This window comes from Arthrobacter sp. SIMBA_036 (assembly GCF_046535135.1).
Taxonomy (GTDB): Bacteria; Actinomycetota; Actinomycetes; order Actinomycetales; family Micrococcaceae; genus Arthrobacter.
The window spans coordinates 1-279 of the sequence record NZ_JAWRXG010000117.1 but is presented as its reverse complement, the minus strand read 5'-3'; the positions used below and the strand labels follow the sequence as shown (position 1 = coordinate 279).

The 279-nt window shown below is 63.8% G+C and carries 1 protein-coding gene; it reads left to right on the top strand.

From position 1 onward, the window contains the following. On the top strand, window positions 1-279 hold a 279-nt coding region (locus SB659_RS19345; protein ID WP_410551566.1), incomplete at both ends, for a phage tail length tape measure family protein.

Here is a 279-nt window from a genome sequence, read left to right as displayed (position 1 = left end):
ATGCGTATGCTGCCTGCACAGTTCACCGACGTGGCCACGCAGCTTGCAGGCGGGCAAAGTCCGTGGCTGATCCTGCTGCAACAGGGGGGGCAGGTGAAGGACTCCTTCGGCGGGATGATCCCCATGTTCAGGGGGCTTGCCGGTGCGATCACCCTGCCGATGGTGGGGGCCACCTCGCTGGCGGTGGCGACCGGTGCGCTGGCGTATGCCTGGTATCAGGGCAACTCAACCCTGTCCGATTTCAACAAAACGCTGGTCCTTTCCGGCAATCAGGCGGGA